Origin of the sequence: Lysinibacillus sp. NPDC092081 (assembly GCF_044755845.1) — a bacterium.
Taxonomy (GTDB): domain Bacteria; phylum Bacillota; class Bacilli; order Bacillales_A; family Planococcaceae; genus Lysinibacillus.
The window spans coordinates 37,455-61,237 of sequence record NZ_JBIVRU010000008.1 but is presented as its reverse complement, the minus strand read 5'-3'; the positions used below and the strand labels follow the sequence as shown (position 1 = coordinate 61,237).

Sequence of the window (23,783 nt, the reverse complement as noted above, 5' to 3'; positions counted from 1 at the left end):
GATGAATGAGGATTTAAGCTGCTTTTCAGTGGGTGTCCAAATACCCGCTGAAATAGAGGAACTCAGGCTAAGACCTTCACATCCTGTGAAAACGCCTGAGTGACCAACATCGTGTTGGCCTAAAGCCTCCGGCGGATGTCACGGAATCGGAAAGGAGTTCTTTGAGGACGTTAGTCTAAGATCATCGCATCCATGCGATAACGGCTAACTGACCTGCATCGGTAATAATGCCACGTCCTGTGGCATTACCGAAATGACCGACATCGTGTCGGCCCTCGTGCAGGCCTAAGCACAAAGCCGATTCCGGACGCAATTTGCCGAGGCATAATTGATTAAGACAGCAAGGCTTTAAGTGCCAAGCTGTCTTTTTTTATGTACAATAATAAATATAAGAACAAATATTCGAGGTGAAGGCATTTTGGCGAAGAAAAAAACGAAATTTGTATGCTCGGGCTGTGGCTATGAATCTGCGAAATGGATGGGAAGATGCCCAGGGTGTGGAGAATGGAATAAGATGGTTGAAGAGGTGGAGGTCGTTGCCAAAGGGCCACGTGGGGCATTCCAACATTCTGCTACGGTTACCCAAAAGGCTCTCCCTATTATGCAGATTGAAGCTGCTGAGGAATCACGAGTGGCAACAGAAATGGGTGAGCTTAACCGAGTGTTAGGTGGCGGCATCGTGCCGGGTTCTCTTGTGTTAATTGGGGGAGATCCTGGGATTGGGAAGTCGACGTTATTATTACAAGTATCTGCGTTGCTATCGAATAAGGGACATCGTGTGCTCTATATTTCTGGTGAGGAATCTATCCGTCAAACAAAGCTACGTGCAGAACGTTTAGGAGTGGTATCACAGGAGCTATATATATATTCTGAGACGAATTTAGAGTTTTTAAATCAGACTATTGACGATGTGCAGCCAAAGTTCGTTATTGTCGATTCTATTCAAACTGTTTTTCATCCAGAGGTAACGAGTGCACCTGGTAGTGTATCACAAGTGCGTGAATGTACCGCAGAACTTATGCGAATTGCAAAAACAAAGGGAATTGCAATTTTTTTAGTGGGACATGTAACAAAAGAGGGACAAATTGCAGGGCCACGTATTTTGGAGCATATGGTTGATACGGTATTGTATTTTGAAGGAGAACGACATCATAATCACCGTATTTTACGCAGCCAAAAAAACCGCTTTGGCTCTACGAACGAAATAGCTATCTTTGAAATGCTTCAAGGGGGCTTAAAGGAAGTGTTAAACCCCTCTGAGTTGTTTTTACAGGAGCGTTCACAGGGGGCGGCAGGGTCAACGATTGTAGCCTCGATGGAGGGTACACGGCCAATTCTAGTTGAAATTCAGTCGCTTGTAACACCAACAAGCTTTAATTATCCAAAACGAATGGCAACGGGTGTCGATCAAAATCGTGTGCAGCTGCTTATGGCAGTCCTTGAAAAGCGAATGGGCCTCATGCTACAGGCACAGGATGCATATATTAAAGTTGCTGGCGGTGTGAAGCTTGATGAGCCTGCAATTGATTTAGCGGTGTTAACAAGCATCGTTTCAAGTTTTAAGGATCAAGCTGTCAGAGCAACGGACTGCTTAATTGGGGAAGTAGGTTTGACAGGCGAGGTGCGTCGTGTATCTCGTATTGAACAACGTGTGATTGAAGCAGCAAAGCTCGGATTTAAACGGGCCTTCATACCGGCTTCGAATATCGGTGGATGGGATTTCCCACAAGGTATTGAGATAGTTGGTGTGGAAACGATAAAGGATGCATTGAATGCTTGCTTTAGAGAGCTATAAATAAGCTTGTGCATGTTGGACAATGTTCTAACATGCACTTTTAACTTATTTCAGCGGGTATACAAACATACGCTGAAATAAAGGAACTCAGTTTAAGAACGCCACGTCCTGTGGCAATTTATCTACAAAAACATCTGTTGGCCCAAAGCCTCCGGCGGATATCACGGAAATCGGAAAGGATTTTTTGCATGCACAAAGCCGATTCCGGACACAATTATGCCGAGGCATAATTGATTTGCAAGAGTAGAGATTTAGCTTTTGGAATTCATAGATAAGAGGTAGGAAACTCAAAGAGGGGAAATGGCGTCTAAAATAATATCTGTGAAAGAGTTTGTTTAATGCCAAGCGGATGCCAAAGAGCGATGCTAATTTTTGTGTGAAGGATTTCAGTAATGGGTTTTCTCTGTCATTAGAATCGAAATGATCGATCACAAGAAGAGAATTTAACGATACTTTGATGGGTTCATAAAAGATTTTCTACAGTAAACTATGTATAATTATATATTAAAAATGGGAGGTGACAGTTTATGAAAAAATTTGTTCAAATTGCTTTTTTACTGATTGGAGGAGCATTAGGCCTTGTTTTCTTACCGCCATTATACGAATTGCTTCATTTATCATCTAATCCTTGGCTTGATAATCCCTACGTATCAGTAGCTTTAGGAGCGCTTTTACTGTTTACACTATCGTTTGCCTTTTCAGATTATTTCGTAAGGCTTATTAGTTGGATGGAAGAGGTGCTATTTAAAGTACCTGTTGGAGATTTATTATTTGGTACACTGGGACTTATTATCGGGCTAATCGTTGCTTATTTCTTAGGGTTTGCAATTGATAGTATTGATTTACCGAAATTTACAAAGGTTTTACCAATTATACTGTCATTTGTGCTTGGATATTTAGGGTTCCGTGTAGGCTTTAAAAAGCGAGATGAATTAATCCAGCTATTTACATTACGTGGTAACAATACGAAGAAAAAATTAACGGAAGGTGTAGAGCCACAAGAAGCACGAGGAAACTATAAACTGTTAGATACTAGTGTTATTATTGATGGCCGTATTGCAGATATTTCTGAAACCGGCTTTATAGAAGGTACACTAGTTGTACCCCAATTTGTCCTTACTGAGCTCCAGCATATTGCTGATTCTTCGGATACATTAAAGCGTACAAGAGGTCGTCGTGGTTTAGATATTTTAAAGAAATTACAAGATGAGCGTACGACGAAGGTTGAGATTACTGAAGAGGACTTTGAGGATGTGCAAGAGGTTGACTTAAAGCTGGTACGTCTTGCAAAGAAAAGGGGTAACGATACACAAATTGTTACAAACGACTTTAACCTTAACAAAGTTTGTGAGCTTCACCACGTTAAAGTGCTAAACATCAATGATTTAGCAAATGCAGTAAAGCCTGTCGTTATTCCAGGTGAGGATATGCAAGTGATGGTCATTAAAGATGGCAAAGAGCATAATCAAGGGGTTGCTTATTTAGATGATGGCACAATGATCGTTGTTGAAGGTGGACGTAGCTATATAGGACAGGCAATTACGGTAACCGTAACAAGTGTTCTTCAAACATCAGCAGGTCGTATGATTTTTGCTAAACCAAAGGATGACTAGGAAGTGGGAAATGTGCAATATGAAGTAGTGTTGCCTGCTGCGGGAAGCGGAAAGCGAATGGGTGCAGGGCAAAATAAGTTATTTTTAAATCTTTTAGAAAAACCGATCCTCATACACACGCTGGAGGTATTTGAACAGGATAGCCAGTGCACTGGTATTTGGCTTGCTGTTAAGCCAGAAGAGCGTGTATTTATTCAAGAAATGCTAGAGAGGTATGGAATTACTAAAGTTAAGGGTTTACCTGATGGTGGTGCAGAGCGACAGCATTCCGTCCATTCGTGCATGAAAGAAATGAAGCAGGTCGATATTGTGCTTGTGCATGATGCTGCACGTCCATTTATTATGCATGACATTATTGCGAATCTTGTACAAAGTGCGCATAAATTTGGTGCTGCGATTGCGGGAGTTCGTGCGAAGGATACGATGAAAAAAGTACGCAATGGTGTTATTGAAGAGACTATTGATCGAGAAAGTTTATGGATGATTCAAACGCCACAAGCATTTCAATTTAATTTGATTGTAGAGGCAGAGGATGTAGCTGAGAAGGTAGGCTTCCTTGGCACAGATGAAGCAATGCTTGTTGAACGTCTCGGTCATGAGGTGCATATTGTGGAAAGCAGCTATGAGAATGTCAAGATGACGACGCAAGAGGATTTAGTCTTCGGCGAAGCGATATTGCGTAAACGTGCTTTGAAAACATTATGATAGCAAACTAAAAAATCTCATCAGCATTATAATTTGCTGATGAGATTTTACATTTATCTCGAATATTAATTCAGAGTACTGTTCACTACCAACTCAATTTCCTAGGAAATATGTTAAAATGTGAGGGTATAATATAGAGTAAATATAAAAGTGAAGGAAGGTGAATGAGACTGCCTTATAAGCTGAATAGAAGCTTTTTAAGTCTGCGTATTTTTTGAAGTAAATGAGCTTCAGTTGGTGGATATTATTTATCTTATTAGACAGTCTCAAAATCATATGTTTCGAGTGGGACAAGGATTTGACGTGCATGCATTTGAAGAAGGGCGTCCATTAATTATTGGAGGTATAACAATTCCTCATGAAAAAGGGTTAGTGGGACATTCAGATGCAGATGTTTTATTACACACTGTAACAGATGCAGCGTTAGGGGCTATTGGTGAGGGAGATATCGGTCGTCATTTCCCAGATACAGATCCCGCGTTCAAGGATGCCGATTCAGCGAAATTATTAGAGCATATCTGGAAGATTGTTGAGGATAAGGGCTATGTTTTAGGTAATGTGGATTGTACGATTATGGCACAACGTCCGAAAATGGCGCCATATATTGAACAAATGCAAAATCGAATTGCTGAATTGCTTCATGCAGAGCCTTCTCAAGTGAATGTTAAAGCAACAACAACTGAGCGTTTAGGTTTTACGGGTCGCGAGGAAGGGATTGCTGCTATGGCGACAATCCTATTGATTAAGAAATAAAAGCAGGCTCTCAGCGCTTTTATTTCCTGTAACAGAGTGGTAAAATGAACAAAGTCAATTTTTTGATCGAAAAATTAGGAGGCTTTTAATTATGGCGAAAGAAGTTCGTGTTCGTTACGCGCCATCCCCTACTGGTTTCTTACATATCGGTGGAGCGCGTACAGCGTTATTTAACTATTTATATGCAAAACATCATAACGGTAAATTCATTGTACGTATTGAGGATACAGATATTGAGCGTAATGTAGAGGGCGGAGAAGCATCTCAGCTAGATAACTTAAAATGGTTAGGTATTGAATATGATGAGTCGATCGATATTGGTGGACCATATGCACCTTATCGTCAAATGGAGCGTCTTGATATTTATAAAGAGCACGCTGAAAAGCTATTAGAGCAAGGTTTAGCTTACAAATGCTTCTGTTCTTCTGAGAAATTAGAAGCGTCTCGTGAAGAACAAAAAGCTCGAGGTGTTGCAGCTCCAACTTATGATGGTACTTGTCGTCATTTATCAGCAGAGGAAGTTGCGGCTAAAGAAGCTGCTGGTGAACCATATACAATTCGTATGCGCGTACCTGAAAATGTAACATATGAATTTGAAGATTTAGTACGTGGACAAGTAGCATTTGAATCAAAAGATATTGGTGACTGGGTTCTTGTTAAAGCAAACGGTATCCCAACGTATAACTATGCGGTAGTGCTAGATGATCACTTTATGGAAATTTCGCATGTTTTCCGTGGTGAAGAGCATTTATCGAATACACCAAAACAAATGATGATTTTTGATGCATTCGGCTGGGAATATCCACGCTTTGGTCATATGACATTAATCATTAATGAAAACCGTAAAAAATTATCAAAACGTGATGAATCAATTATTCAATTCGTCACACAATATAAAGATTTAGGCTACCTACCTGAAGCGATGTTCAACTTCTTCGCATTACTTGGCTGGTCTCCTGAAGGGGAAGAAGAGATTTTCTCAAAAGAAGAATTTATTAAACTCTTTGACGAAAAACGTCTTTCAAAATCACCATCTATGTTCGATAAACAAAAGCTTACTTGGATGAATAACCAGTACATTAAAAAACTATCTTTAGAAGAAGTAGTGGTATTATCTTTACCACACTTACAAAAAGCTGATTTATTACCAGAAGAGTTAACAGAAGAAGAACGTGCATGGGCTACAGATTTAATCGCACTTTATCATGATCAAATGAGCTTTGGTTCTGAAATTGTAGAACTATCTCGCCTATTCTTTAACGATCATATTGAATATGATGAAGAAGCAAAAGCAGTTTTAGCTGGTGAGCAAGTACCTGAGGTAATGGCTGCATTTAAAGCACAGCTTGAAGGTTTAGAGGAATTTACGCCTGATACTGTCAAAGCGGCTATTAAAGCTGTTCAAAAAGAAACAGGTCACAAAGGTAAAAATCTATTTATGCCAATTCGTGTTGTAACGACGGGTGAAACGCATGGTCCAGAACTTCCTAACGCGATTTGCTTAATTGGCAAACAGAAAACAATTGATCGTGTAGAAAAATTCGCGCAATAAGTAGAAAATGATTGACAATTTATTGGTTCGTTGTAAAATGAATTTAAATTGAGAAAGCGTTGATAAGGAGAAGTAAGTGACGCATGCTCTAAAGAGAGGACCATCACCGGCTGAAAGTGGTCTGAGCCTAGGCAAAACTGAAATGCACCTTTGAGCATAGAGCTGAACAAAAAGTAGGCTTTATCGATTCGTTCCCGTTACAGAACGTCCAGAGTGGAAGGCTTTCGCCTTCAATCAGAGTGGAACCGCGCATATTTAGCGTCTCTGTCATTCCTTTTTTAGGGATGATAGGGGCGCTTTTTTATTTTTCGGACATGTGACTTGAAGCGATGGATGCGCCGAATTCTGCTCGACTACTCTGCGGTGAAATCAACGTCAGCTATAGTATTTCAAAGGCCAGGGATGCAGTTGATTTGTATGGAATTTTCAAAGGGTCAAAGCAGATCAAAATGAAAAGGGGGAGCTTTTGTGTTTAAAAGAATGAAGGAAGATGTAGAAACAATTTTTGAGAATGATCCAGCAGCGCGTAGTGTATTCGAAGTTATACTAACATACTCAGGTCTGCACGCTACTTGGTCACATCGAGTTGCCCATTGGTTCTTTAAAAAGCGTTTTTATTTTATAGCCCGTACCATTTCACAAATTAGTCGCTTCTTTACTGGAATTGAAATTCATCCGGGAGCGAAAATTGGTCGACGTTTCTTTATTGACCATGGGATGGGCGTTGTCATTGGTGAAACATGTGAGATTGGTGATAATGTAACGTTGTATCAAGGTGTAACTTTAGGTGGTACAGGAAAAGAAAAGGGAAAACGCCATCCGACATTAGAGGATAATGTACTAGTTGCAACAGGTGCAAAAGTTTTAGGTTCTATTACTATTGGTGAAAATAGTAAAATTGGTGCAGGCTCAGTTGTTTTAAAAGAAGTGCCACCAAATGCTACAGTTGTCGGTATTCCTGGTAAAATAGTGATTAAGGATGGAGTTCGTCTAGAGAAAAAACTAGACCATCAAAATATACCTGACCCTGTAGAAGAACGTTGTCAAGCTTTCGAGAAGCAGATTGCAGCATTGCATCAGGAAATCGAACGCTTACAAAAGGAGAGAGAAACACAATGAGTATTCAAATTTTCAACTCATTAACACGACAAAAGGAAACTTTCGTACCGCTGGAAGAAGGCAAAGTTAAAATATACGTTTGTGGCCCGACAGTTTATAACTACATTCATATTGGGAATTCACGTCCTGTAATTGTCTACGATACAGTGCGTCGTTATTTCCAATACAAAGGCTATGATGTGAAATTTGTTTCAAATTTCACAGATGTTGACGACAAAATTATTAAGGCTGCTAATGAACTTGGAGAAGAAGTTCATGAATTGACGGAGCGCTTTATTGCCGCGTACTTTGAAGATGTTACAGCGCTAGGCTGCAAGAAAGCAGATGTACATCCACGCGTCACAGAGCATATGGATGATATCATTCAATTCATTCAAGTTTTAATCGATAAAGGCTATGCTTATGAGTCAGCTGGTGATGTGTATTATCGAACTCGTAAATTTAATGGTTACGGTAAATTATCTCACCAATCGGTGGATGATTTAAAAATTGGTGCTCGTATAGAAGCAGGCGAGAAAAAAGATGATGCGTTAGATTTCGCTCTTTGGAAAGCTGTGAAGCCAGGTGAAATTTACTGGGAAAGTCCTTGGGGCAAAGGACGTCCAGGTTGGCATATTGAATGCTCAGTAATGGCACGTGAGCATCTAGGAGATACTATTGATATTCATGCTGGTGGGCAAGATTTAACATTCCCGCATCATGAAAATGAAATTGCACAATCTGAGGCTCATAATGATAAAACATTTGCGCGTTATTGGATGCACAATGGGTATATTAATATTGATAATGAAAAAATGTCCAAATCCCTTGGTAATTTTATACTCGTTAATGATATTCGTAAACAAATTGACCCACAAGTTTTACGCTTCTTTATGCTTTCTGTGCACTATCGTCATCCGATTAACTTTGCAAAGGATTTAGTAGATGCAGCCGCAAATGGGTTAGAACGAATTCGTACTGCCTACAACAATGTGAAACACCGTTTAACAGCAACGGCGAGCTTAGGCGATCACTCAGAAGAATGGCTTGAAAAAATTGCTGAACAAAAAGCTCAATTTGAAGAAGCAATGGATGATGACTTTAATACAGCTAATGCTATTTCTGTATTATTTGAATTAGCACGTATCGCCAATATTTATTTAAATGAAACGAATACTGATGAAAAAGTATTATTGAGTTTTACTGAAACTTTTGAGGTGTTAGGTGACGTCTTAGGTATTGAATTCGCAAAAGAAGAAGAGTTATTAGATGAAGAAATTGAAGCACTTTTGCAGGAACGTGTAGAAGCGCGAAAAAATCGTGATTTTGCTCGTTCAGATGAAATTCGTGACCATTTGCAAGCGCAAGGTATCATTTTAGAAGATACGCGACAAGGAACTAGATGGAAACGAGGGTAAGTAACTTGGATAAACTCCGCAACGAAGATGTTAAGCAATTGAATGCATTAGCGTTAGCCTATATGGGAGACGCGGTGTTAGAACAAAAGATTCGAGAGCATTTGCTACGTGCCGGCCGTGTCAAACCTAATACACTTCATAGAGAAGCGACACGTTACGTATCAGCGAAAGCGCAATCTATGATTGTACATCGAATGATGGATGAAGGCTTTTTAACAGAGGAGGAGTTGGCTGTGTTCCGTCGTGGACGCAATGCCAAATCCGGCTCTGTGCCAAAAAATACAGATGTTCAAACATACCGTAATAGCTCAGGCTTTGAGGCTGTGCTTGGTAGTTTATATTTATTAAATGAATTAGAACGCGTTTATGCAATCATTGCATACGCTATTCAAATAATCGAGGAATCGCAAGGAGTGTCGAATTAATGGCAGAGCAAAATGGTGAAATTATTGCCGGTAAAAACCCAGTGTTAGAAGCACTTCGTTCAGGCCGCGATATGAATAAAGTATGGATTGCAGAAGGTGTGAAAAAGTCAGGGGTTAATGAACTTCTAGATTTAGCACGAGAACGTGGAGTCATCGTTCAATTTGTCCCGAAAAAAAAGGTGGATCAATTATCAGATGCCAATCACCAAGGAATAGTTGCCTCTGTTGCAGCATATAGATATGCAGAGCTAGAGGATTTATTTGCTGCGGCGGCAAAAAAACAAGAAGATCCATTCTTCTTAATTTTGGATGAGCTAGAGGATCCGCATAATCTAGGCTCTATTATGCGAACTGCTGATGCAATAGGTGCGCACGGTATTATTATTCCGAAGCGCCGATCTGTGAGTTTGACAGCTGTAGTGGCAAAGGCATCAACTGGAGCGATTGAGCATGTACCTGTTGTGCGTGTAAATAACCTAGCGCAGATGGTAGATGAGCTAAAAGAACGAGGGGTATGGATTGCAGGTACAGATGCCAAAGGTTCTGCAGACTATCGTAAAATGGATGCAACATTGCCGCTTGCGATTATTATTGGTAGTGAGGGCAAAGGAATGAGCCGCTTATTAAAAGAGAAATGTGACTTTTTATATCATTTACCGATGGTTGGGCATGTCACATCATTAAATGCATCGGTAGCTGCTGCACTCTTAATGTACGAAGTGTATCGTAAACGTCAAGAAGCGAATGATTGACAATGAACGACATTTTGCTTGTTGATGGCTATAATATGATAGGAGCTTGGAAAGAGCTACGGCCATTACGAGATACAAATTTTGAAGATGCCCGTAGAAGATTAATTGAGCTTATGGCTGAGTATAAGGCAGCTATCGGGTGGCGCGTAATTATAGTTTTTGACGCACACCTTGTACCGGGTGTGGAGCAAACTTATTTAGAAAATGATGTCGAAATCATTTATACACGGAAAAACGAAACAGCAGATGAACGTATTGAAAAAATGACGCACGAACTAAAAGCTAGAAATGTACAGATTCACGTAGCAACCTCTGATATGGCAGAGCAAAATGTTATTTTTGGTAATGGTGCTCTGCGAAAATCGGCAAGAGAGCTAGAAATTGAGATGGGTATTATCCAGCATAAAATTTCTCATGATGTGAAACGAAAACAGGATAGCAAGCCGCCTTCTCGCATAGAGCTAAAGCCCGAAGTTGCTTTGGCCTTCGAAAAATGGCGGCGTGGTTTGAAATGATTGATTGACGCATATTTTCCAATTCAGTTATACTGTTCCTAATTATCTGTTGTGGCTGAGGTGATACCATGTTTAAAAATAGTATTGTACAAGTGACACAAGATTTTGAACGATTCAATGATGAAGAACTTATTGAAATGGTGCATCAAGGTAATACAGATGCGTTGGATTATTTAATTACGAAATACCGTTTGTTAGTGAGAGCGAAGGCTAGATCTTATTTTTTAATTGGTGCAGATAAGGAAGACATTGTCCAGGAGGGCATGATTGGTTTATATAAAGCCATTCGCGATTTTAAGGGAGATAAGCTTGCCTCTTTTCGAGCTTTTGCTGAACTATGTATTACAAGACAGATTATTACGGCTATTAAAACAGCTACAAGACAAAAGCATATACCACTAAATTCTTACGTTTCTTTGGACAAGCCTATTTTTGATGAGGAGTCAGATCGTACATTAATGGATGTGTTAACCGGTGCTATTATGGATGATCCGGAAGAATTAATGATTCATAGAGAAGAATTTGACTACTTAGAAGAAAAGATGGGTGAGATTTTAAGTGAATTGGAGCTACAAGTGTTAGCTCTTTACTTAGATGGACAGTCTTATCATGAAATTTCCGCGAAATTAGATCGTCATGTGAAGTCTATTGACAATGCTTTACAACGAGTAAAGCGTAAATTAGAGCGACATTTAGTTCTCGAAGAAATGTCTTAGCGGTTGTATGCCTTTATTGACATTGACAAATATAGGTGTTAGTCTGGAAAAGACAAAGAGCCGAAAAGGTGATTATATGGCAAAAAAAGTCGTTCTAAATTGCGAAAAATGCGGATCGAGAAATTATACGTTTCCAGCTAAGGGAGATTCAACCGTACGCCTCGAATTAAAGAAATTTTGCTCGCATTGCAATGAACATACAGTGCATAAACAAACGCTATAAAATAATTTGTAAATAGACAGATATGATTGATTCGGAGGTTAGGCTAGAATGGGCAAGATTAAAGGCTTTTTCAGCAATGTAATGTCGGAAATGCGCAAAACAAGCTGGCCAAAAAGTAAAGAACTGACGAAATATACAGTCGTTGTAATTTCAACTGTTGTAATTATGGCTTTATTTTTTGTGTTAGTAGACTTAGGCATTTCATCATTATTCCGCTGGTATTTAGAGTTATAATTTAGTAAATAGCATGTTAATACTTCTGAAATAGCCCGTCATTACAATAAACGGGTTTTTTCGTTTGTTTTATCTTCATTCAGCAAATGTTTTTTGTGCGAAAGCGAAGCGTCAGCAACAATTACGCCAAGGCGAAATTGAAGAAATGAACAGCAATAAAATATTCTCAATATGGTAAGTATGCTACTAGGGATAGTATGAGGGTAGCAATAGATGACTATGCTAGATTTGGTATATATCATCGGGCTTTCGCTAGCTATTAGCGGAAGCTATGTTTTTCTAATAAGCAGTTTGTGAAAAGAGTAAAGAATGCACTTAGCATTAGATTCATTTTCACTTTTATTTGTAAGGGAGGGACGGACGAAAAGTCCTAGTAGTTATGGAGAAAAATTGGTATGTTGTTCATACGTATTCAGGATATGAGAACCGTGTAAAAGCAAACCTAGAGAAACGTGTAGAAACAATGGGTATGCAAGATAAGATTTTCCGTGTTATTGTACCTGAACATGAAGAAACAGAAATGAAGGATGGGAAAAAGCGTACTATGATGCGTAAAGTTTTCCCTGGTTATGTTTTAGTAGAGCTAATTATGACAGATGATTCGTGGTATGTTGTACGTAATACGCCAGGTGTAACTGGCTTTATCGGTTCATCTGGTGGTGGTGCAAAGCCAACACCTTTGTTACCTGAAGAAGCGGATCGTCTACTTCAGCAAATGGGAATGACTGATAAAATTGTCGAGATTGATATTTCTGTTGGAGAAGCAGTAGAAGTATTAGAAGGGCCTTTTGCTCACTTCCAAGGACGTGTTGAAGAAATTGATACTGAAAAAGGAAAAGTGAAAGTTTCTGTCGATATGTTTGGTCGCGAAACAATTATGGAACTAGATTTTGAGCAAATACAAAAAATGTAGTTCTAGTAACTAAAGTGACATATGTATAAGACGTATGTCGCAGATTTTATTAATTACCACTTGCTTAAAAAAATTAAAAGTGGTATCATTTCTAGGTCAGATTGTCATACTTTGGTTTGACGTCTGTATTGATAATTTTAATGTTATCGGCACTTAGCTGACAGACAGATATTGAGTGGGAGGGGCAACCCAATTACCACATCACGGACTTAAGGAGGTGTGTCTCGTGGCTAAAAAAGTTATTAAAGTTGTTAAACTTCAAATCCCTGCTGGTAAAGCAAACCCAGCACCACCGGTTGGTCCTGCATTAGGTCAAGCGGGTGTGAACATCATGGGATTCTGTAAAGAATTCAATGCGCGTACTGCAGACCAAGCTGGTCTTATTATTCCAGTTGAAATTTCAGTATTCGAAGATCGTTCATTCACTTTCATTACAAAAACTCCACCTGCAGCGGTACTACTTAAAGTAGCAGCTGGTATCCAATCTGGATCTGGTGAACCAAATCGTAAAAAAGTGGCAACGGTTAAACGTGATAAAGTTCGCGAAATCGCTGAAACTAAAATGCCAGACCTTAACGCTGCTTCAGTAGAAGCTGCTATGTTAATGGTTGAAGGTACTGCACGAAGCATGGGTATTGTTATCGAAGACTAATCCCATTACTTGATGATGTATTTGTTTTTTGGAAGGTTGCGGAGTTTCTTTGTGAACGCGCAACCTTTATTCGTGGGAGGTAAAATCCGCTATAACCACAATCAAGGAGGAATTATATAATGGCTAAAAAAGGTAAAAAACTGCAAGATGCAGCAAAATTAATCGACCGTAACGCACTATATGGTGCTCAAGAAGCAATCGAACTTGCTCAAAAAACTAGCACAGTGAACTTCGATGCTACTGTAGAAGTTGCTTTCCGTCTAGGAATCGATACTCGTAAAAACGACCAACAAATCCGTGGTGCAGTAGTGTTACCAAACGGTACTGGTAAAACTCAACGCGTATTAGTATTCGCTAAAGGTGAAAAACTTAAAGAAGCTGAAGCAGCTGGTGCTGACTATGTAGGCGATGCAGAATACATCCAAAAAATCCAACAAGGTTGGTTCGATTTCGATGTAATCGTTGCAACTCCTGACATGATGGGTGAAGTTGGTAAACTTGGTCGTGTATTAGGACCTAAAGGTTTAATGCCAAACCCTAAAACTGGTACAGTTACTTTCGATGTAACAAAAGCTATCGCAGAAATTAAAGCTGGTAAAGTAGAATACCGTGCTGATAAAGCTGGTATCATCCACGCACCTATCGGTAAAGTTTCTTTCTCTACAGAAAAATTAGTAGAAAACTTCTTAACTGTATTTGATGTAGTGCAAAAAGCTAAACCTGCTGCAGCTAAAGGTACTTACATGAAATCTGTAAACGTTACAACTACAATGGGTCCAGCTCTTAAAGTTGACGCTTCAAGCGTAGTAGTAAAGTAATTAAAGTTTTTATGTAAATCTGTTGACGGCACTGTCTATCTATGATAAGATGGTTGCTGTTGTGAATCATCCATTTGTACCGTAGACAGTAGGAGTGACTTGTCACTTAATGATCCTACCGAGGACAGCGGAATTCGGATTCTTATTTTAAAGATGATGACTTTCAGCCTCTGTGTCTATTTGACCCAGAGGCTTTTCTTTTGTCGGTATAAATGACCCATTCTAATAGGAGGTGTCATCATGAGCAAAGTTATCGAAAACAAACAAGCACAAGTTCAAGAGATTACTGAGAAATTCCAAAATGCTGCTTCTGTAGTAGTTGTGGATTACCGTGGTCTTAACGTTGCGCAAGTAACTGAACTTCGTAAACAACTTCGTGAAGCTGGCGTTGAGTTCAAAGTTTACAAAAACACTTTAACACGTCGTGCTACTGAAGCTGTTGGTCTTGAAGGAATCAATGACGTATTAGTTGGTCCTAACGCAATTGCGTTCTCAAATGAAGATGTTGTAGCTCCAGCTAAAATCATCAACGAGTTCGCTAAGAAAAACGAAGCTTTAGAAATTAAAGCAGGTATTATTGAAGGTACAATCTCTTCTGTTGAAGATGTTAAAGCACTTGCAGAACTTCCATCACGCGAAGGTCTTCTTTCTATGCTTTTATCTGTACTTCAAGCTCCAGTGCGCAACTTCGCACTTGCAACAAAAGCTGTTGCAGAACAAAAAGAAGAACAAGGCGCGTAATTTCGTACGCACTATAACTTCTGCGGCATGATCCGCAACAATAAAACATTATCCAATTAGGAGGAAATTATAATGAATAAAGAGCAAATCTTAGAAGCTATCAAAGCTATGACGGTTCTTGAATTAAACGATTTAGTAAAAGCTATCGAAGAAGAATTCGGTGTAACAGCTGCTGCTCCTGTAGCAGTAGTTGCTGGCGGTGCTGCTGCAGCTGAAGAAAAAACTGAGTTTGACGTAGTATTAGCATCAGCTGGTGCTGAAAAAATCAAAGTGATCAAAGCGGTTCGTGAAATCACTGGTTTAGGTCTTAAAGAAGCTAAAGAAGTAGTAGATAACGCTCCTAAAGCTCTTAAAGAAGGCGTATCTAAAGATGAAGCTGAACAAATCAAAGCTAAACTTGAAGAAGTTGGCGCATCTGTAGAAGTTAAGTAATCTCGCGTTACTTTTAAACAAAAGGAAAGCTCGTCATTGTGGCGAGCTTTTTTCTTCATTCTGAGGAGGCGTGAAAATGTCAGATCACTATTATACGAGTAAGCCTCAAACTGAGAGTAAACCTCGTCACTGGACATTCAAGTTGTTAGGGCATACGTTTTCCTTTGAAACGGATGCAGGTGTATTTAGTAAAAGCGAAGTAGATTTTGGATCCCGTGTTTTAATAGATGCTTTTCAAATGCCTGATATTGATGGTGCGATTTTTGATGTGGGGTGTGGGTACGGACCAATCGGATTATCGATTGCCAAAACAAACCCAGACCGTACCGTTTTTATGATGGATATCAATGAACGTGCTGTTACACTCTCGCAAAAAAATGCGCAAGTAAACGGTGTTCAAAATGTACGGATATTTGTGAGTGACGGACTATCGATGGTTGACAATGATGTAAACGCCGCAGCTATTTTAACCAATCCTCCAATTCGCGCAGGAAAGGAAACAATTTTCCGCTTTTACGATGGAGCTTATGATCAGTTAGTGTCATCTGGTGAGCTGTGGGTAGTAATACAGAAGAAGCAGGGTGCACCATCAACGGTAAGTTACTTAGAAGAAAAATTTTCTGAAGTCGATGTTGTGGAGAAGAAAAAAGGGTACTGGATAGTACGTGCGAAAAAATAAGTGAAATATGCATAAATTATTGACTTGACAAATCGGCTATGATAACATGATACAATGCAAAAATATTATTTTGAGGTCGTATGCCCTTTTTGAATATGATTGTTATAATGTGGGTATACTTGCCAAGATAAGTTTAGTTAACCGAAAATGAGATCTTTTTGAAGACTCGTTTTCTTTTTGTCTTTCGAAATCATACACTATTTGTAGGATTTTGCAAAGACCTAATATCGCTTTATTGAGGGGTGAATGAGTTGACAGGTCAACTAGTTCAGTATGGACAACACCGCCAGCGTAGAAGCTTTGCGCGTATTAACGAGGTGCTTGAGCTTCCAAATCTGATTGAGATTCAAACGGCGTCTTACGAGTGGTTCCTTGAAGAAGGTTTACGTGAAATGTTCCGTGACATTTCGCCGATCGAGGACTTTACAGGTAATCTTTCATTAGAATTCATCGATTATTCATTAGGAGATCCTAAATATGATGTTGATGAGTGTAAAGAGCGAGATGTTACTTACGCAGCTCCATTACGTGTGAAAGTACGTCTTTACAACAAAGAAACAGACGAAGTGAAGGAACAGGATGTCTTCATGGGTGACTTCCCATTAATGACAGAGACAGGTACGTTCATTATCAATGGTGCTGAACGTGTTATCGTTTCACAATTAGTTCGTTCACCAAGTGTGTATTTCCATGATAAAACTGATAAAAACGGTAAGAAAGGTTTCGGAGCGACAGTTATTCCGAACCGTGGTGCATGGTTAGAATATGAAACTGACGCGAAAGATGTAGTTTACGTGCGTATTGACCGTACTCGTAAGCTACCAGTAACTGTGTTACTTCGTGCGTTAGGCTTCGGTTCAGACCAAGAGATTATCGATATTATCGGTGATAACGAATATTTACGTAATACGTTAGAAAAGGATAACTCTGAAAGTACTGAAAAAGCACTTTTAGAAATCTATGAACGTTTACGTCCAGGTGAGCCACCAACAGTTGAAAGTGCGAAGAGTTTATTATACTCTCGTTTCTTCGATGCAAAACGCTATGATTTAGCGAATGTTGGTCGCTATAAAATGAATAAAAAGCTTCATATCAAAAATCGTTTATTTAACCAAACGATTGCTGAAACGCTTGTAGACCCAGAGACAGGCGAAATTTTAGTAGAGAAGGGTACAGTTCTTGACCGCCGTACTTTAGATAAAATCTTACCGTATCTAGAAGATACATCAAAAGGTATCGGTTACCGCACTTTATCACAAGTAGGTGGAGTGCTTGAAGATGACGTAACAATCCAGTCTATTAAAATTTATGCACCGAAAGATGAAGCGCAAAAAGAAATTAATATTATTAGTAATGCTTACATCGATGAAGAAGTGAAGAATGTTACGCCTGCTGACGTATTATCTTCAGTAAGTTATTTCTTTAACTTACTTTACCAAGTAGGGGCAACAGATGATATTGACCATTTAGGTAACCGTCGTCTACGCTCTGTTGGTGAGCTTTTACAAAACCAATTCCGTATCGGTTTATCTCGTATGGAACGTGTAGTACGTGAGCGTATGTCTATTAACGATACAGCTGCTATCGTACCACAGCAATTAATTAATATTCGTCCGGTGATTGCGTCAATTAAAGAGTTCTTTGGTAGCTCTCAATTATCACAATTCATGGACCAAACAAACCCATTGGCAGAGTTAACGCATAAGCGTCGTCTATCTGCATTAGGACCTGGTGGTTTAACACGTGAGCGTGCTGGTTTCGAAGTACGTGACGTTCACTATTCTCACTATGGTCGTATGTGTCCAATCGAGACACCAGAGGGTCCAAACATTGGTTTAATCAACTCATTATCTTCATTTGCCAAAGTAAATAAATTTGGATTCATTGAAACACCTTATCGTCGTATTGACCATGAAACAGGTAAAGTAACGGATCAAATTGATTATTTAACAGCTGATGAAGAAGATAACTACTATGTAGCACAAGCGAACTCACTATTAAATCCTGATGGTACATTTGCTAAAGAAGAAGTAGTAGGTCGTTTCCGTGGGGATAATACAGTATTTAATAAATCGCAAATGGACTACATGGACGTATCTCCTAAACAAGTAGTGTCAGCTGCGACTGCATGTATCCCGTTCTTAGAAAACGATGACTCGAACCGTGCACTTATGGGTGCCAACATGCAACGTCAAGCAGTTCCTCTTCTTAACCCAGAAGCACCATTCGTTGGTACTGGTATGGAACACGTTGATGCGCGTGACTCAGGTGCGGCTGTAGTAGCGAAATATGATGGTATTGTTGAGCACGTTGAAGCTCGCTCTATCCGTGTTCGCCGCATTGAAGTCGTTGACGGTAAAGAGGTTAAAGGCGATTTAACAAAATATAAATTACAAAAATTCATTCGTTCTAACCAAGGTACTTCATACAACCAACGTCCACTTGTAAAAGTTGGCGAACGTGTGAAACCTCGTGACATTTTAGCAGATGGTCCATCTATGGAAAATGGTGAACTTGCTCTTGGTCGTAACGTACTTGTTGCGTTCATGACTTGGAACGGCTTTAACTATGAGGATGCTGTTATCATGAGTGAACGCCTTGTAAAAGACGATGTTTATACATCTGTTCATATTGAAGAATATGAATCAGAGTCTCGTGATACAAAATTAGGACCTGAAGAAATCACTCGTGATATTCCAAACGTTGGGGAAGATGCGCTTCGTAACTTAGACGAACGTGGTATTATCCGCATCGGTGCAGAAGTCCGTGATGGTGACATTCTTGTAGGTAAAGTAACACCTAAAGGCGTTACAGAATTAACTGCTGAAGAACGCCTATTACATGCTATCTTCGGTGAAAAAGCTCGTGAAGTTCGTGATACTTCATTACGTGTACCACATGGTGCTGGTGGTATTATTCTTGACGTGAAAGTATTTAACCGTGAAGATGGCGATGAGTTGCCACCAGGTGTTAACCAATTAGTTCGTGCTTACATTGTTCAAAAACGTAAAATTCGCGTAGGGGACAAAATGGCCGGACGTCATGGTAACAAAGGGGTTATCTCTCGTATCTTACCGGAAGAGGATATGCCATTCATGCCAGACGGTACTCCTGTTGATATCATGTTAAACCCACTTGGCGTACCTTCTCGTATGAACATCGGACAAGTTTTAGAATTACACTTAGGTATGGCTTCTCGTTCCCTAGGCGTTCATATGGCAACTCCAGTATTTGATGGTGCCAACGAGGAAGATGTTTGGGAAACAATGGAAGAAGCAGGCATGAACCGTGATGGTAAAACAACTCTGTATGATGGGCGTTCAGGTGAACCATTCGATAACCGTGTATCAGTAGGGATCATGTACATGATCAAACTTGCTCACATGGTTGATGATAAACTTCACGCACGTTCAACTGGTCCTTACTCACTTGTTACTCAACAGCCACTTGGTGGTAAAGCACAGTTCGGTGGACAACGTTTTGGTGAGATGGAGGTATGGGCACTTGAAGCATACGGTGCTGCCTATACACTTCAAGAAATCTTAACAGTTAAATCCGATGATGTTGTTGGTCGTGTGAAGACGTACGAAGCAATCGTTAAAGGTGAAAGTGTACCAGAGCCAGGCGTTCCTGAATCATTCAAAGTATTGATTAAAGAGCTTCAATCTCTTGGTATGGATGTGAAAATGTTAACGATCAATGATGAAGAGGTAGAGCTTCGCGACTTAGACGAAGAAGAAGATCTTCAACCAGCTGACGCACTTAACATTGCACCAAAGCCAGAAACAGAAGAAGAGCCAGTAGAGTCTTTTGAATAATGGAAAACGTTAATTCGCATTCTTTGTGAACACGGTCAAAGTTATTTTTCAAATTAGTCGGGCAGGATTTAACGCCCTGTCCGGCTTTTTCTTTCAATAAATCATTCTATTTTTAATCTTTTGCTAAAGAAACATGATTCTTGCAAACGATTATCGAGCTGCGTAAAGAGTCTTTATAAAGACCTATACTAGAGGGAGGTAGGCTCCTTGATAGACGTTAATGAATTTGAATATATGAAAATCGGTTTAGCTTCTCCTGACAAGATTCGTTCTTGGTCATACGGTGAAGTTAAAAAACCTGAAACAATTAACTATCGTACATTAAAACCAGAAAAAGATGGTTTATTCTGTGAGCGTATTTTCGGTCCAACTAAGGACTGGGAGTGTCATTGTGGTAAATACAAACGTGTACGTTACAAAGGCGTAGTTTGTGATCGTTGTGGTGTTGAAGTAACACGCGCTAAAGTTCGTCGTGAACGCATGGGCCACATCGAATTAGCAGCACCAGTTTCTCATATCTGGTACTTCAAAGGTATTCCTAGCCGTATGGGCCTTATTTTAGATATGTCCCCACGTGCACTAGAGGAAGTAATTTACTTTGCATCTTACGTTGTAATCGAGCCAGGTGCTACAAACTTAGAAAGTAAGCAACTTCTTTCTGAAAAAGAGTACCGTGCATATCGCGAAAAATTCGGAAACACATTCGAAGCAGCTATGGGTGCGGAAGCAATTAAGAAATTGCTAGGCAGAATTGATCTTGAAGATGAAACTCATTCTTTAAAAGAAGAGTTGAAATCAGCACAAGGTCAACGTCGTACACGTGCCATTAAACGTCTTGAAGTTGTTGAATCATTCCGTAACTCAGGTAACTCTCCTGAATGGATGATTTTAGATGTACTACCAGTAATTCCACCAGAGCTTCGTCCGATGGTGCAATTAGATGGTGGACGTTTTGCAACTTCTGACTTAAACGATTTATATCGTCGTGTAATCAACCGTAATAACCGTTTAAAACGTTTACTAGACCTTGGTGCTCCAAGTATCATCGTACAAAACGAAAAACGTATGTTACAAGAAGCTGTTGATGCATTAATTGACAACGGTCGTCGTGGTCGTCCTGTAACAGGTCCTGGTAACCGTCCATTAAAATCACTTTCACATATGCTGAAAGGTAAACAAGGTCGTTTCCGTCAAAACTTACTTGGTAAACGTGTTGACTATTCTGGTCGTTCGGTTATCGTAGTAGGTCCAAACTTAAAAATGTACCAATGCGGTCTACCAAAAGAAATGGCAATTGAGCTATTCAAGCCTTTCGTAATGAAAGAGTTAGTAGAACGTGGCCTTGCTCATAATATTAAATCTGCTAAACGTAAAATCGAGCGTTTAAACAACGATGTATGGGACGTTTTAGAAGATGTAATTCGTGAGCATCCAGTATTACTAAACCGTGCACCTACGCTTCACCGTCTTGGTATTCAAGCGTTTGAACCAACACTAGTTGAGGGTCGTGCTATTCGTCTTCACCCATTAGTATGTACAGCTTATAACGCTGACTTCGATGGTGACCAAATGGCGGTTCACGTACCATTATCAGCGGAAGCACAAGCAGAAGCTCGTCTTCTAATGCTTGCTGCACAAAATATCCTGAACCCGAAAGACGGTAAACCAGTTGTAACACCATCTCAAGATATGGTATTAGGTAACTACTACTTAACACTTGAGCGTGAAACAGCTCGCGGCGAAGGAACAATTTTCTATGGACCAAACGAAGTATTAATTGCATATGATACAGGTAATGTTCACTTGCATACTCGTATTGCGATTAAAGCAAGTTCGTTAAATAACCCAACATTTACTGAGGAACAAAATAATATGTTCCTATTAACGACTGTTGGTAAAGTAATCTTTAACGAAATCTTGCCGAAATCATTCCCATACATTAATGAGCCAACTGATTTCAACTTAGAGCAAGAAACACCAGACAAGTACTTTGCTAAGTTAACAATTGATGAAGAAACGTTAAAAGAGCTTGAGGCAGATGCTGCTTATAATGGACTTGATGAAAAAGGTAAAGTTGATGCACAACGCACAGCTGTACTGAGCAAACACTTTGCATCGGTACCAGTTGTAAACCCATTCCGTAAAAAATTCTTAGGTAATATCATTGCTGAAGTATTTAAACGTTTCCACATCACTGAAACATCTAAAATGCTTGACCGCATGAAGAACCTAGGATTCAAATATTCAACACGTGCTGGTATCACTGTAGGTGTATCTGACATCGTCGTATTACCAGACAAAGGCGAAATTTTAGCGGTAGCTCAAGAAAAAGTAGATAAAGTTCAAGCGCAATTCCGTCGTGGTTTCATCACGGAAGATGAGCGTTATGATCGCGTTATCTCAAGCTGGAGTGCTGCGAAAGATGAAATTCAATCGAAGCTGATGAAGTCGCTTGAGAAAACAAACCCAATCTTTATGATGTCTGACTCAGGTGCCCGTGGTAACGCATCTAACTTTACACAGTTAGCAGGTATGCGTGGTCTGATGGCCAACCCGGCTGGTCGTATCATCGAACTTCCAATTAAATCTTCATTCCGTGAAGGTTTAACGGTATTAGAGTACTTCATCTCAACTCACGGTGCTCGTAAAGGTCTTGCCGATACAGCCCTAAAAACTGCCGATTCAGGTTACTTAACACGTCGTCTTGTTGACGTAGCACAAGATGTTATCGTTCGTGAGGATGACTGTGGAACTGACCGTGGTTTAACAATTGGTGCGTTAATGGAAGGTACAGAACAAATTGAAGCGTTAGATGAACGTATTATCGGTCGTCATACGAAGAAAACAATCTATCATCCAGAAACAAGTGAAGTGATTTTAGAAAAAGACGGATTAATCGACCAAGATATTGCTCGTATCATTATAGAGCTAGGTATTGAAGAAGTAACAATCCGTTCAGCATTCACATGTAATACAAAACATGGTGTATGTAAAAAATGTTACGGCATGAACTTAGCAACAGGTGAAGAGGTTGAAGTTGGAGAAGCAGTTGGTATTATTGCGGCTCAATCAATCGGTGAACCAGGTACACAATTAACAATGCGTACATTCCATACAGGTGGGGTTGCCGGGGATGATATTACACAAGGTCTTCCACGTATCCAAGAGATTTTTGAAGCACGTAATCCTAAAGGTCAATCAGTTATTACTGATATCGCAGGTACTGTTTCAGACATCACTGAAATCCGCGAAGGTCTAAAAGAGATTACAATTGAAGGTGAAGTAGAAACACGTAAATACGCAGCACCTTACAATGCTCGTCTAAAAGTACAAGAAGGCGACTTTGTAGAACGTGGTCAAGTATTAACAGAAGGTTCTATCGATCCAAAACAATTGTTAAAAGTTAAAGACGTTTCAACAGTTCAAGAATACCTGTTAAAAGAAGTACAAAAAGTATACCGTATGCAAGGGGTAGAAATTGGAGACAAACATATCGAGGTAATGGTTCGCCAAATGCTTCGTAAAGTACGTGTAATTGAAGCTGGTGATACAGAATTATTACCAGGCTCATTACTAGATATTCACCAATTCTCAGAAGCAAATGCAGATGCTGTGTTAAATGGCAAAAACCCTGCAACTTGTCGTCCTGTTATCCTAGGTATTACAAAAGCGTCTCTTGAAACAGAATCATTCTTATCCGCTGCATCATTCCAAGAAACAACTCGTGTGTTAACGGATGCTGCTATTAAAGGAAAACGTGATGAACTTCTTGGTCTGAAGGAAAACGTAATTATCGGTAAACTTGTTCCTGCAGGTACTGGTATGCAACGTTACCGTCAAATCCGTATTGAAAAAGATGAGCTTGACACAGAAAACCTAGTTTCTGCTGAATAATCATTAAAATAAGTGCCGAAGAGATGTATTTTTATCA

At 39.7% G+C, this 23,783-nt stretch carries 21 protein-coding genes and 2 other annotated features; all 21 genes read left to right on the top strand.

The window, feature by feature from the left end:
- The first annotated feature begins 418 nt into the window (after positions 1-418).
- The 21 genes from radA to rpoC all read left to right on the top strand — a co-directional run bounded on the left by radA (position 419) and on the right by rpoC (position 23,746).
- Positions 419-1,795, top strand: a complete 1,377-nt coding sequence (radA, locus tag ACIQLB_RS13565) for a DNA repair protein RadA (RefSeq protein WP_400726429.1) — start codon at positions 419-421, stop codon at positions 1,793-1,795.
- Between the two features lie 527 nt (positions 1,796-2,322).
- Positions 2,323-3,408, top strand: a complete 1,086-nt coding sequence (locus ACIQLB_RS13560) for a PIN/TRAM domain-containing protein (protein WP_400726426.1) — start codon at positions 2,323-2,325, stop codon at positions 3,406-3,408.
- Between the two features lie 12 nt (positions 3,409-3,420).
- Complete coding sequence (gene ispD / locus ACIQLB_RS13555) at positions 3,421-4,113, top strand: 2-C-methyl-D-erythritol 4-phosphate cytidylyltransferase (protein ID WP_400726729.1); 693 nt, start codon at positions 3,421-3,423, stop codon at positions 4,111-4,113.
- Positions 4,114-4,389: 276 nt separating this feature from the next.
- A complete protein-coding gene (ispF, locus tag ACIQLB_RS13550) occupies positions 4,390-4,866 on the top strand; it encodes a 2-C-methyl-D-erythritol 2,4-cyclodiphosphate synthase (RefSeq protein ID WP_370044013.1) in 477 nt (158 codons plus the stop codon).
- A gap of 91 nt (positions 4,867-4,957) precedes the next feature.
- Positions 4,958-6,418 (top strand): glutamate--tRNA ligase, encoded by a 1,461-nt coding sequence (gene gltX, locus ACIQLB_RS13545; protein WP_400726423.1) that lies wholly within the window; start codon positions 4,958-4,960, stop codon positions 6,416-6,418.
- 50 nt (positions 6,419-6,468) lie between these two features.
- Positions 6,469-6,687, top strand: a binding site (T-box leader).
- A 199-nt stretch (positions 6,688-6,886) separates the two neighbouring features.
- Positions 6,887-7,537 (top strand): serine O-acetyltransferase EpsC, encoded by a 651-nt coding sequence (gene epsC / locus ACIQLB_RS13540; protein ID WP_400726420.1) that lies wholly within the window; start codon positions 6,887-6,889, stop codon positions 7,535-7,537.
- Positions 7,534-8,934, top strand: a complete 1,401-nt coding sequence (gene cysS, locus ACIQLB_RS13535) for a cysteine--tRNA ligase (protein ID WP_400726417.1) — start codon at positions 7,534-7,536, stop codon at positions 8,932-8,934. The genes epsC and cysS overlap by 4 nt, the downstream gene beginning before the upstream one ends.
- A 5-nt stretch (positions 8,935-8,939) precedes the next feature.
- Positions 8,940-9,359, top strand: a complete 420-nt coding sequence (locus tag ACIQLB_RS13530; RefSeq protein WP_400726414.1) for a Mini-ribonuclease 3 — start codon at positions 8,940-8,942, stop codon at positions 9,357-9,359.
- Complete coding sequence (gene rlmB, locus ACIQLB_RS13525) at positions 9,359-10,111, top strand: 23S rRNA (guanosine(2251)-2'-O)-methyltransferase RlmB (RefSeq protein WP_400726411.1); 753 nt, start codon at positions 9,359-9,361, stop codon at positions 10,109-10,111. The genes ACIQLB_RS13530 and rlmB overlap by 1 nt, the downstream gene beginning before the upstream one ends.
- Before the next feature lie 2 nt (positions 10,112-10,113).
- Positions 10,114-10,626 carry an NYN domain-containing protein gene (locus ACIQLB_RS13520; protein ID WP_400726725.1) on the top strand — a complete coding sequence of 171 codons (513 nt, stop codon included), beginning with the start codon at positions 10,114-10,116 and terminating at the stop codon, positions 10,624-10,626.
- 68 nt (positions 10,627-10,694) lie between these two features.
- Positions 10,695-11,342, top strand: coding sequence for an RNA polymerase sporulation sigma factor SigH (gene sigH / locus ACIQLB_RS13515; protein ID WP_053482827.1), 648 nt, complete (start codon positions 10,695-10,697; stop codon positions 11,340-11,342).
- A 76-nt stretch (positions 11,343-11,418) separates the two neighbouring features.
- Entirely contained in the window at positions 11,419-11,565 is a 147-nt protein-coding gene (gene rpmG, locus ACIQLB_RS13510; RefSeq protein WP_082337404.1) for a 50S ribosomal protein L33, read from the top strand.
- A gap of 48 nt (positions 11,566-11,613) precedes the next feature.
- Positions 11,614-11,799 (top strand): preprotein translocase subunit SecE, encoded by a 186-nt coding sequence (gene secE / locus ACIQLB_RS13505; protein WP_053596042.1) that lies wholly within the window; start codon positions 11,614-11,616, stop codon positions 11,797-11,799.
- 379 nt (positions 11,800-12,178) lie between these two features.
- Entirely contained in the window at positions 12,179-12,712 is a 534-nt protein-coding gene (gene nusG, locus ACIQLB_RS13500; RefSeq protein ID WP_049662801.1) for a transcription termination/antitermination protein NusG, read from the top strand.
- 226 nt (positions 12,713-12,938) lie between these two features.
- Positions 12,939-13,364: a 50S ribosomal protein L11 gene (rplK, locus tag ACIQLB_RS13495; protein WP_004233593.1), complete on the top strand. Its 426-nt coding sequence runs from the start codon at positions 12,939-12,941 to the stop codon at positions 13,362-13,364.
- A gap of 119 nt (positions 13,365-13,483) precedes the next feature.
- Positions 13,484-14,182, top strand: coding sequence for a 50S ribosomal protein L1 (rplA, locus tag ACIQLB_RS13490; RefSeq protein WP_400726404.1), 699 nt, complete (start codon positions 13,484-13,486; stop codon positions 14,180-14,182).
- A 61-nt stretch (positions 14,183-14,243) separates the two neighbouring features.
- Positions 14,244-14,390 (top strand) — a sequence feature (ribosomal protein L10 leader region).
- A gap of 32 nt (positions 14,391-14,422) precedes the next feature.
- The gene (gene rplJ, locus ACIQLB_RS13485; protein ID WP_134022296.1) at positions 14,423-14,923 is read left to right on the top strand and encodes a 50S ribosomal protein L10; all 501 of its coding nucleotides are present in this window, start codon (positions 14,423-14,425) and stop codon (positions 14,921-14,923) included.
- 72 nt (positions 14,924-14,995) lie between these two features.
- Positions 14,996-15,355: a 50S ribosomal protein L7/L12 gene (gene rplL, locus ACIQLB_RS13480; protein ID WP_400726400.1), complete on the top strand. Its 360-nt coding sequence runs from the start codon at positions 14,996-14,998 to the stop codon at positions 15,353-15,355.
- 76 nt (positions 15,356-15,431) lie between these two features.
- Positions 15,432-16,034, top strand: coding sequence for a class I SAM-dependent methyltransferase (locus tag ACIQLB_RS13475; RefSeq protein WP_400726397.1), 603 nt, complete (start codon positions 15,432-15,434; stop codon positions 16,032-16,034).
- 242 nt (positions 16,035-16,276) lie between these two features.
- The gene (gene rpoB, locus ACIQLB_RS13470) at positions 16,277-19,852 is read left to right on the top strand and encodes a DNA-directed RNA polymerase subunit beta (protein WP_400726394.1); all 3,576 of its coding nucleotides are present in this window, start codon (positions 16,277-16,279) and stop codon (positions 19,850-19,852) included.
- A gap of 207 nt (positions 19,853-20,059) precedes the next feature.
- Positions 20,060-23,746 carry a DNA-directed RNA polymerase subunit beta' gene (gene rpoC, locus ACIQLB_RS13465; protein ID WP_400726391.1) on the top strand — a complete coding sequence of 1,229 codons (3,687 nt, stop codon included), beginning with the start codon at positions 20,060-20,062 and terminating at the stop codon, positions 23,744-23,746.
- Positions 23,747-23,783: the final 37 nt, after the last annotated feature.

Bases quoted from the DNA above. Each gene is read 5' to 3' on its own strand.
- ACIQLB_RS13475 (WP_400726397.1), top strand. From the start codon at position 15,432: ATGTCAGATCACTATTATACGAGTAAGCCTCAAACTGAGAGTAAACCT.
- nusG (WP_049662801.1), top strand. From the start codon at position 12,179: ATGGAGAAAAATTGGTATGTTGTTCATACGTATTCAGGATATGAGAAC.
- cysS (WP_400726417.1), top strand. From the start codon at position 7,534: ATGAGTATTCAAATTTTCAACTCATTAACACGACAAAAGGAAACTTTC.
- secE (WP_053596042.1), top strand. From the start codon at position 11,614: ATGGGCAAGATTAAAGGCTTTTTCAGCAATGTAATGTCGGAAATGCGC.
- rplL (WP_400726400.1), top strand. From the start codon at position 14,996: ATGAATAAAGAGCAAATCTTAGAAGCTATCAAAGCTATGACGGTTCTT.
- rlmB (WP_400726411.1), top strand. From the start codon at position 9,359: ATGGCAGAGCAAAATGGTGAAATTATTGCCGGTAAAAACCCAGTGTTA.
- rpmG (WP_082337404.1), top strand. From the start codon at position 11,419: ATGGCAAAAAAAGTCGTTCTAAATTGCGAAAAATGCGGATCGAGAAAT.
- sigH (WP_053482827.1), top strand. From the start codon at position 10,695: ATGTTTAAAAATAGTATTGTACAAGTGACACAAGATTTTGAACGATTC.
- rplJ (WP_134022296.1), top strand. From the start codon at position 14,423: ATGAGCAAAGTTATCGAAAACAAACAAGCACAAGTTCAAGAGATTACT.
- ispF (WP_370044013.1), top strand. From the start codon at position 4,390: ATGTTTCGAGTGGGACAAGGATTTGACGTGCATGCATTTGAAGAAGGG.
- ACIQLB_RS13520 (WP_400726725.1), top strand. From the start codon at position 10,114: ATGAACGACATTTTGCTTGTTGATGGCTATAATATGATAGGAGCTTGG.
- ACIQLB_RS13560 (WP_400726426.1), top strand. From the start codon at position 2,323: ATGAAAAAATTTGTTCAAATTGCTTTTTTACTGATTGGAGGAGCATTA.
- rplA (WP_400726404.1), top strand. From the start codon at position 13,484: ATGGCTAAAAAAGGTAAAAAACTGCAAGATGCAGCAAAATTAATCGAC.
- gltX (WP_400726423.1), top strand. From the start codon at position 4,958: ATGGCGAAAGAAGTTCGTGTTCGTTACGCGCCATCCCCTACTGGTTTC.